Origin of the sequence: Clostridium drakei, assembly GCF_000633595.2 — a bacterium.
In the GTDB taxonomy this organism is placed as follows: Bacteria; Bacillota; Clostridia; order Clostridiales; family Clostridiaceae; genus Clostridium_AM; species Clostridium_AM drakei.
The window spans coordinates 19,304-28,515 of record NZ_JIBU02000063.1; the positions used below are offsets into that span (position 1 = coordinate 19,304).

Here is a 9,212-nt window from a genome sequence, read left to right on the forward strand (position 1 = left end):
AAGTAAGGAGGAGAAAACCTATGAAGATGGGTATTGTTGGTCCGGAAGAATTTGTAAAAAAAACACATGTAACCATTAAGGAACATTATCCTAGAATAGAGCTTATAGATTTAATATATAAGGAGTCTATAGAAGCACCTGATTTGGTTCAAGATTGTCAAAAGGATTTAGATACCCTTATATTTTTAGGAAAAACGCCATTTAAGATATCAGAAAAATTCATTAAACAGAATATTATATGGGAATACCTCCCTAGGCATGGAAGTACATTACTAAGGACCTTATTGGAAGCATCAGTTATAAAAAAATATGATATATTATCTGTTAGTTTTGATACTTTTACTAAGGAAATGTTATATGAAGTATATGAAGAAATAGGATTTAAAAGAGAAAATTTTAATTTTTTTATAGCTGAACAAAAGTTAACTCAAAAGAACTATATAGACTATGTATATCGTTTTCACTGCAATAACTACTATTCTAAAAAAATATCCGGCTGTATTACTGGCTTAGTTGAAATTTATGATAAGCTTTGTACTAAAAACATTCCATGTATCCTGGTGACTCCTATAAAAAATGTAATACTTGCTACTGTTGAAAAATTACGATTAGAATATTTAGCTCAAAGCAATACAGATAATCAGATTGTAGTTATGGTAGTACAGATAGACTTTCCTGATGAATACTCAGTGATTAAAGAGGATGAATATCAAAATGTTATTAATAGAATAAAAATATCGGAATGCATTTATTTATTTGCATCTAAAATTAAAGCTGCCGTAGTTGAAGTAAATAATAAGGAATATATGATTTTTACAACAAAGAAAATACTTGAGACAGTAACAAGCAATTATAAAAAAATTTATTTATTTGAATTAGTTGAAGAAAAAGTTTTAAAAACTATAAGTTTAGGAATAGGATATGGGAGTACTGCACAAGAAGCTAAGTTTAATGCTTATTCTGGGTTAAATAAAGCTATTAGAGCAGGTGGAAATGAAGGATTTGTCGTATATGAAAATGGTGAAACTAGAGGACCATTAAACAATAAATCAGAAAAACATCAAAAGTTTATAGATAAGAGATTATCACACATATCAGAACAAACAGGAATAAGTATAAACACAATATATAAAATTTACAATGCTGCAGAAAAATGCAACGATTATACACTTTCGCCTAAGGAGCTTGCAAATTTATGTGAAATGAGTAAGCGAAGTATAGATAGATTTATTCAAAAGCTAGAAGCATATGATTTTTGTGAGACTGTTGGAAAGAAGATGATATATGACACAGGAAGACCAAGTAGGGTTATTAAATTAACATTTTTTTAGGACAACTGAAAAAGTTATATAAGTTGCCCCAAAATTAACTTAATATATATTAATTAAAAAAGGAGTAATTTAATATGTTTAGAAATTATAGACCTGTATGGGCAGAAGTAAACTTAGATAATTTACAATATAATATGAGAAATATAAAAGCTAAAGCAAGGACTAAAGAAATTTTTGGGATAGTTAAGGCAGATGCGTATGGTCATGGTGCTTTCGAAGTTTCAGAAGTATTGCTTAAAAATGGAGCAACAAGATTATCGGTAGCAGTTTTAAGTGAAGGTGTAGAGCTTAGAAAAAGTGGAATAACGTGTTCAATTAATATTTTGGGAGTTACTCCAGATACTCAATTTAATGATCTTATAGAATACGGTTTGGAGCCAGTAGTATTTTCATATGAATATGCTAAAAGCTTATCTGAATTTGCGAAAGATAAAAATAAAATAGCAAAAGTACATCTTGCTGTAGATACTGGAATGGGGAGGATTGGATTTCTTCCAACAAAAGAAAGTGTAGAGGAAGCGGTAAAAATAAGTAAACTTTCTAATATTAAAATTGAAGGTATTTTTTCGCATTTTTCTACAGCTGATGAGAAAGATAAAAAATATTCTTATCTTCAATTTAATAAATATAAGTTGTTTATTAGCGAATTAGAGAAAAAAGGCTTAAATATTGAAATTAAAGACATTTGTAATAGTGCAGCAATGATAGAAATGCCTGAAGCTTATTGTGATGGAGTAAGACCGGGAATAATACTTTATGGGTATTATCCTTCAGATGAAGTGGATAAAAGTAAATTAGATATTAAGCCTGTAATGACTTGGAAAGCTAATATTGTACATTTAAAAGTGCTGAATGAAGGCCAATATGTAGGCTATGGAAGAAAGTTCAAAACACAAAGAAAAAGTATTATAGCTACATTGCCAGTTGGATACGCTGATGGATACACTAGAATGTTCTCTGGAAGAGCAAAAGTAATAATAAATGGTAAGTTTGCACCAGTTGTGGGTAATATTTGTATGGATCAATGTATGGTTGATGTTACAGATATTGAAGATGTAAAGGTTGGAGATGAAGTAATACTTATGGGCAGACAAGGCAATTGTAAATTTGATGCTGATGATATAGCAAATGTTCTAGGTACAATAAAAAATGAAGTGCTTTGTATGGTAAGTAAGAGAGTGCCAAGAATATATATAGAAAATGGACAAATTGTGAAAGTTAAAAATTATTTTTAAAATAAAAAACAATTGAGAGGTGTGACTATGAAATTAAAAAGTAAGTTTATTGGGATTTTTGTAAGTTTTGCAATAGTTCCACTAATTGTAGCAGGTATTACAATAAATTTTGTAGTACAAAATTCTAATAAAAATGATGCATATGGAAGGTTAAAAGAGGAACTTACAATATCTCAAAGGTCTATGCAACAAAACATAGAGATGTTAAAGAATATTGCATCAGAAAGTGAAAATGATGAATTGCTCCTCAGATATTTAAATGACAGTAATTCAGTTGAATTAAAGAATGAAGTTTCAGATAAATATAAAGAAATAATGAACAAATATGATGTGTTTTCAAATGTAATTATTTTTAGTAAAGATGAGCAAATTTTAACAGATGCAGTAAGAAGCGGGATAAGTGTAAATAAAAGTGCAATACCAGCATATATTACAAAAGCTAAAGAAACAAAAAAGACAGTGATTGGAAGTATTCAAAAAGCTAAAAGTACTGGAAATCCAGTGTTTGTAATATGTGTTCCAGTTTTAAATGCACAAAAACAAATATTATGTTATATGTCATACTCAGTAGACTTAGAAAGGCTGTCTAAAAAGTATGTAACTAATATTAAAATTGGTTCCTCAGGATATATTTTTGCTATAGATAATAATGGTACAACTGTAATGGATCCAGAGAAAAATGAAATATTTAAAAAGAATTTTTTAAATACTAGTATTGCTAAGGAAGTTTTAAATAAAAAAACAGGAACTGGTGAATATCGATATAATGGTGTGAAAAAATTAATAGCTTATAATATGGATAAAGATATGGGATTGATATATGTAGCTAATATTCCAACTTCTGAATTCATGAAGATTTCTAAAACAGTTATAAATATAATGTTGATTATAATAGGAATTGCTTTAATTATTGCTGCTATTATTGCTTTATTAATATCTAAAAGTATAACAAACCGTATAAGTAAAGTGGTTAGTGCAATGGAAAATGTAGCAAAGGGTGATTTTACAATAGATGTAGATGTTAAAAATAAGGATGAAATAGGAGTAATGGGAAGTAAAATAAATGAAACTTTGGATCAATTAAGATTTTCAATATCTGGAGTTAAAGAGAATAGTTCAAATGTTGGCAGTATGTCAGCTACTCTTGCGAATAATTCAAAAGATATGAATACAGCTGCTAGTCAAGTGGCAACAGCAGTTGAAGAAATAGCAAATGGTGTTGTAAATCAAACACGTGAATTATTAGATGTGAGTAAGCAATTGGACATGTTTAATGTTGAATTAAATGATATACATAATAAGATTTCTAGTGTAAGTACAAGTAGCAAGGATGCTGGAAATAAAGCAGTACTTGGAAAGAATTATATTGAAACGTTGACAGAATCCATAACTAAAGTAAAACAATCTTTTTCAAAAGTTAACACTAAGATTAATGGTCTTGGAATTACTGTTAGTGAAATAGGAAAAATAACAGATTCTATTAATGAAATTTCTGAACAAACTAATCTTTTAGCATTAAATGCAGCTATTGAAGCAGCAAGAGCTGGTGAACAAGGCAAAGGATTTGCGGTGGTAGCTGATGAAGTAAGAAAATTAGCAGAAGAGTCTAGCAAAGCATCTAATGAAATAATGAATTTGATAAATTTAGTTAGTGATGAAACAAAAGAAGTAATTGATACTTCAAAACAAATGGATAATTTAATAGGTAATCAAACAGATGTTGTTGAAAAGACTATTGAGTCTTTTGATACTATATTAAAATCTGTTCAAGGTATTGAACCAATGGTAGATGAAACTTATAATTCTGTAAAAAATGCAATTATGGCTAAAGATATAGTAGTTAATAAAATTGAAAATATAACATCTGTAGCAGAAGAAGTATCAGCATCAACTGAAGAAGTATCAGCTTCTGGAGAAGAAATGCTTTCCTCTACAGAGGAAGTTGCACATATAGCGCATCAATTAGATGAATCTGTAAATAGTTTAACTAGTAAGGTTCAAGGATTTAAAGTGGAATAAACAGCAAAATTAAAAATGTTTAAATAAGAGACTGTAGTATTAAGAATAAACATTGTAACATATTGTATTTGTTTGTAAAGCAATATGTTATATATAAAATTCTTAATGAGACAGTCCCTTAATTTTATCCATACTAAATTACTAAGTTTTTAAAGAATTTACATTAATTAATATTGATAAACCAAACTTACATTTGCTCTTATTTTATAAGTTCCTGAATTAATAGATGTAGAAGCTGAGGAATTACTTAAGGATGTTTTGTCGTATAATGGAACAGGATAATCGTTAGGAACTCCACTTGAAGTTTCTGTTATTTTTACAGGAGATGTAAGTTTTACACCTAAAAAACTAGAAATCGATTGAGCTTTATTTTGTGCATTTGATAGCGCATTTTGTAAAGCTGTATTATAATATTTTTCGTAATTACTTACTCCAAAACTTATGCCATTAGAAATATTTGCTCCATTTTTTACAGCTGTATCAATTACTTGTCCAGCCTTACTGATATCTTTAACAGTAACTTTTAGAGTATTTGATACAGTGTATCCAGCTAGTGTACTTGCTCCTGTATTTTTATCATAATTGTATTTAGGACGTATGCTATAATCATCTGTTTTTATGTCTTCATTTTGTATCCCTTCCTTTTTAATGGCAGCGATAACATTGTTCATTTCAGTAGAAGCAGTATTTTGAGCATCAATAGTGGTGGACTTGTCTACAGTTACTCCCAAATATAAGTATGCTATGTCTGGAGTTGCAGTTACTTCGCCGTCTCCTGTAACATTTATTGTTCTTGCTGTATCAGCAGAAGCTGTACTTGAATCTGCAGCAAGTACTTTTGAAGCTCCAAATTGGAAAGCTAGGATAAAAGCAAATACCAATGCAAGAATGAATGAGTATTTTGGTCTTAACAAATTATTATTTTTCATAAATCTAATCTCCTTTATAATTATTTTCATATCATTAGACGAGCCATTATAAAAGTTCGCTCCATAATTTATTCATAAAATATTAAAAAAATGTATACTAAGAAGTAACAAAGATTAAATAAAACTGTGACAAAAACCCTGTAATATAATAAGTGTTCTAAGAAAATATATTGAAAAAATAGAAACAATTATTTGAAAGGGTGAGTATAATGCGCAATTTTCCGGATGTTACTATAACGTATAGTACAAATGAATTACAAGATATAGAAAATAAAATAGAAAAAATGAAAATGGAACATGAAAATTTAAATAGAAATTGTGAAATTGAAATAGTAGCAAAGCCTAATCCTCAAACTATTATTTTTGATGGAAACACAAATATACCATTTCAATTATCTATATATATCAGGCATTTAAGCACTAACTAAAAATTATTTATGTAAAGTAGATTACTAAATATTATTGTTTGATATGAAAATAAAAATTTGCTTTAAATTTAAGTGGTTTGTTCATAGAATGTTTTGGAAATATACAATAATAAGTAACAAATATTACACAAAATCGTAACAATTACTGTGTATAATAATAATTGTTCTAAGGGAATAGGCCTAGAGCAAAAATTAAAAGAATATAATAAGTCCCCCTTATTATATATATTTGTTTTAGATAAGCACTGGAAAAACTAGTGCTTACTTTTTTTATATGGATATCCTTGCTAATATCCCTGCTTTCTTTGTATGAAACTTACTTTGGGTAAAATGTCTAAATGTCATTTGTTTAGGTAAGCGGTATTCTTCATAGGAGAACTTAACATGAATCTAAGAATCACTTGATTTTTGAAATTAAAGGAGAGATAATTCAGAAAGTATATGAAAAAAATAATATGATATAATTAAAAGTAGTGAAAATTAATAACGGTATTAAAAAGGAGGCTATTTATAATGTACAGCTTTAAAAATGATTATAGTGAAGGAACACATGAAAGAATATTAAATGCTTTAATTAAATCAAATTTAGAACAGACAGAAGGGTATGGGGAGGATATTTATACCAAAAAAGCCGTTGAACTAATAAAAGAAAGAATAGGACATGAAGATGCTGATATACATTTGTTTGTTGGAGGAACACAAACTAATTTAACTGCGATTTCTGCTTTTTTAAGACCTCACGAAGCTGCTATTGCTGCAAATACAGGACACATTTTAGTTCATGAGACGGGAGCTATTGAAGCAACAGGGCATAAAGTTATTTCGATAAAAGTAAGTGATGGTAAATTAAGACCTAAAGATATCAAACCTGTTTTAGAGGCGCATACTGATGAACATATGGTAAAGCCCAAAATGGTGTATATTTCAAATCCTACAGAAATTGGTTCCATATATAGTAAGAATGAACTAGAACTTTTAAGTGAATTTTGCAGGGAAAATAAGCTTATTTTATATGTAGATGGTGCTAGGTTAGGGTCTGCTTTATGTTCTGAGGAAAATGACCTAGAACTTTCTGATTTAGGGAGATTAGTAGATGCTTTTTACATAGGTGGAACTAAAAATGGTGCATTAATGGGCGAAGCACTTGTAATTTGTAATGATTTTCTTAAAGAAGATTTTAGATTTCATATTAAACAAAAGGGAGCGCTGTTTGCTAAAGGGAGACTTCTTGGTATACAATTTTTAGAACTTTTTAAGGATGATCTATATTTTGATTTGGCAAGACATGCTAATGCAATGGCTAAATTATTGAAAGAAGAAATAATTGCAGCTGGATACAAATTTTTAATAGATTCACCTTCAAATCAAATATTTCCAATTTTACCCAATAAGTTAATTGAAAAGCTCCAAGATAAATATTCTTTTGCAATATGGGAAAAGTTTGATCAAGATAGTTCTGTTATCAGACTTGTAACATCATGGGCAACAAAAGAAGAGAAGGTTTTAGAATTTATTGAGGATTTGAAAAAGTTCTATAAATAAATAGAAATTTTAATTTAATCAAAACTTTATAAATTTTTTCTTTAAGCTGTTTATAGACATAACAATTTATTAATGCATTATTAAGGAAATTATTTGAGAAATATTTAAACTTTATAATAAATTGTATGAGAATACAAGATTAGTAATACAAATTCATATATTTTAAACGTTTTCAATGAATAAAAGTATGAAATGCTATTTTTTATATGATAGAAAAAGTGTTATTATACAAAAAGTGAGACAAAAGTGTCACACTAGTGGCATTTTTGTCTCATATTTTGCAAAATAAAGTTAAAAAATTATTGGGGGGATAAGTAATGACTCAATTAACTACAAAAAAGATAGTTGAAAACATTCCTAAAGGTTCTGAAAAAAAAGGACTATTAATATTTTTATTATTAATTTTTATGTGCGCAGCTTTGATTTTAATACCTAGTATTAATCATAATGTTTCGGTGGGAATATCAGCAATTAATAGCCAAAGTTTTAAAGTAAGCACAAATGCTACACAGTATGGTACTATTTTTGATACTTTAAAGTATGAAAGATCTATTCATATTTTAGCTATGTTACTTGTGGGTTTTGGATTTCTTATGACTTTTGTAAGAAATCATGGATACACTTCATTAACAGCAACATTTCTTGTTGTAAGTATAGCAATTCCAATGTATGTAGTTATAAAAAGCTTTGGTGGAGAAAGCTTTGTTAAATCAACTATAAGTATAGATACTTTAATATATGCAGAATTTGCTGCTGCAAGTTTACTTATAGCAATAGGAGCTCCATTAGGACGATTAAAAATGGATCAATACATAATAATGGGATTGCTGTTTATACCAGCTTATATATTCAATGAATGGCTTCTACTTGATAGCGGAATGTTTAAAGGTTTCCTTGATACTGGAGGTTCAATTGTTATACATGCCTTTGGTGCATATTTTGGATTAGGAGTAGTAGCATCAACTCTTTCTAAATTTAAAAATAATCCTGTTTGTGAAAATACTCCAAACTCTAATCAATTTTCTCTGCTTGGAAGTATGATATTATGGATTTTTTGGCCTTCTTTTACTAGTGCAATAGTGGCACCAGAAAGGGTAGTACTTACTGCAATAAACACAATTTTTGCTCTATGTGGTGCAACGTTAGCAACATACATATTTACAAAATTAATCAGAGGCAAAATAGAAATAGAAGATATTGCCAATGCTGCTTTAGCTGGAGGAGTTGCTATTGGATCTACTTGTGACATGACTACTCCAGGATATGCTATGCTTATAGGGATAGCAGCTGGAGCATTAAGTGTAATTGGATATAGTATTATAGCTCCTAAACTTGAAAAAGTTATAAGAGGAACAGATACATGTGGAATTAACAACTTACATGGGATGCCAGGAATACTTGGAGGATTAGTGGCAGTGTTTATAACTGGAAATGTTGGAGTTCAATTATTAGCAATATTTATTAATGTGGTAATAGCTTTTGTATGTGGAAGAATTACTGGTTTATTTATAAGTTTACTTGGTAAGAAACAAGAAACATACAATGATAAGGATGAATTCTTTGTTGAAAAGTTAGGGGCATAGAAGTATTTTAAGTTTCTTAGGTTTAAAATATAGATAAAGTATCTCCGTAAAATAAGCATATTACGACGTAAGCGAAGTAACTTTTAACTGTATTCCGGCTGATATATGCTGTGAAGGAAAACTCACTTCATTAAGAAGTTCTAAT

General features: G+C 28.8%; 7 protein-coding genes. 6 read left to right on the top strand and 1 reads right to left on the bottom strand.

Going from position 1 to position 9,212, the window contains the following annotated elements; all coding sequences use genetic code 11:
- The first annotated feature begins 20 nt into the window (after positions 1 to 20).
- From EG57_RS0223055 to EG57_RS0223065, 3 genes are all read left to right on the top strand, one after another.
- Complete coding sequence (locus EG57_RS0223055) at positions 21 to 1,331, top strand: hypothetical protein (RefSeq protein WP_032079439.1); 1,311 nt, start codon at positions 21 to 23, stop codon at positions 1,329 to 1,331.
- A 74-nt stretch (positions 1,332 to 1,405) separates the two neighbouring features.
- Positions 1,406 to 2,566: an alanine racemase gene (gene alr / locus EG57_RS0223060; RefSeq protein ID WP_032079440.1), complete on the top strand. Its 1,161-nt coding sequence runs from the start codon at positions 1,406 to 1,408 to the stop codon at positions 2,564 to 2,566.
- A gap of 27 nt (positions 2,567 to 2,593) precedes the next feature.
- The gene (locus tag EG57_RS0223065; RefSeq protein ID WP_032079441.1) at positions 2,594 to 4,585 is read left to right on the top strand and encodes a methyl-accepting chemotaxis protein; all 1,992 of its coding nucleotides are present in this window, start codon (positions 2,594 to 2,596) and stop codon (positions 4,583 to 4,585) included.
- A gap of 167 nt (positions 4,586 to 4,752) precedes the next feature.
- Here the strand turns inward: EG57_RS0223065 and EG57_RS0223070 are convergent, their stop codons facing one another.
- Positions 4,753 to 5,514 (bottom strand): SIMPL domain-containing protein, encoded by a 762-nt coding sequence (locus EG57_RS0223070; RefSeq protein ID WP_032079442.1) that lies wholly within the window; start codon positions 5,512 to 5,514, stop codon positions 4,753 to 4,755.
- 209 nt (positions 5,515 to 5,723) lie between these two features.
- Here EG57_RS0223070 and EG57_RS0223075 point away from each other — a divergent pair, with 209 nt between their 5' ends.
- The 3 genes from EG57_RS0223075 (at position 5,724) to EG57_RS0223085 (ending at position 9,067) form a co-directional block, all read left to right on the top strand.
- Positions 5,724 to 5,942, top strand: coding sequence for a hypothetical protein (locus tag EG57_RS0223075; RefSeq protein WP_032079443.1), 219 nt, complete (start codon positions 5,724 to 5,726; stop codon positions 5,940 to 5,942).
- A gap of 513 nt (positions 5,943 to 6,455) precedes the next feature.
- Positions 6,456 to 7,484, top strand: coding sequence for a threonine aldolase family protein (locus EG57_RS0223080; RefSeq protein ID WP_032079444.1), 1,029 nt, complete (start codon positions 6,456 to 6,458; stop codon positions 7,482 to 7,484).
- Positions 7,485 to 7,801: 317 nt separating this feature from the next.
- Entirely contained in the window at positions 7,802 to 9,067 is a 1,266-nt protein-coding gene (locus EG57_RS0223085; RefSeq protein ID WP_032079445.1) for an ammonium transporter family protein, read from the top strand.
- Positions 9,068 to 9,212 lie beyond the last annotated feature (145 nt).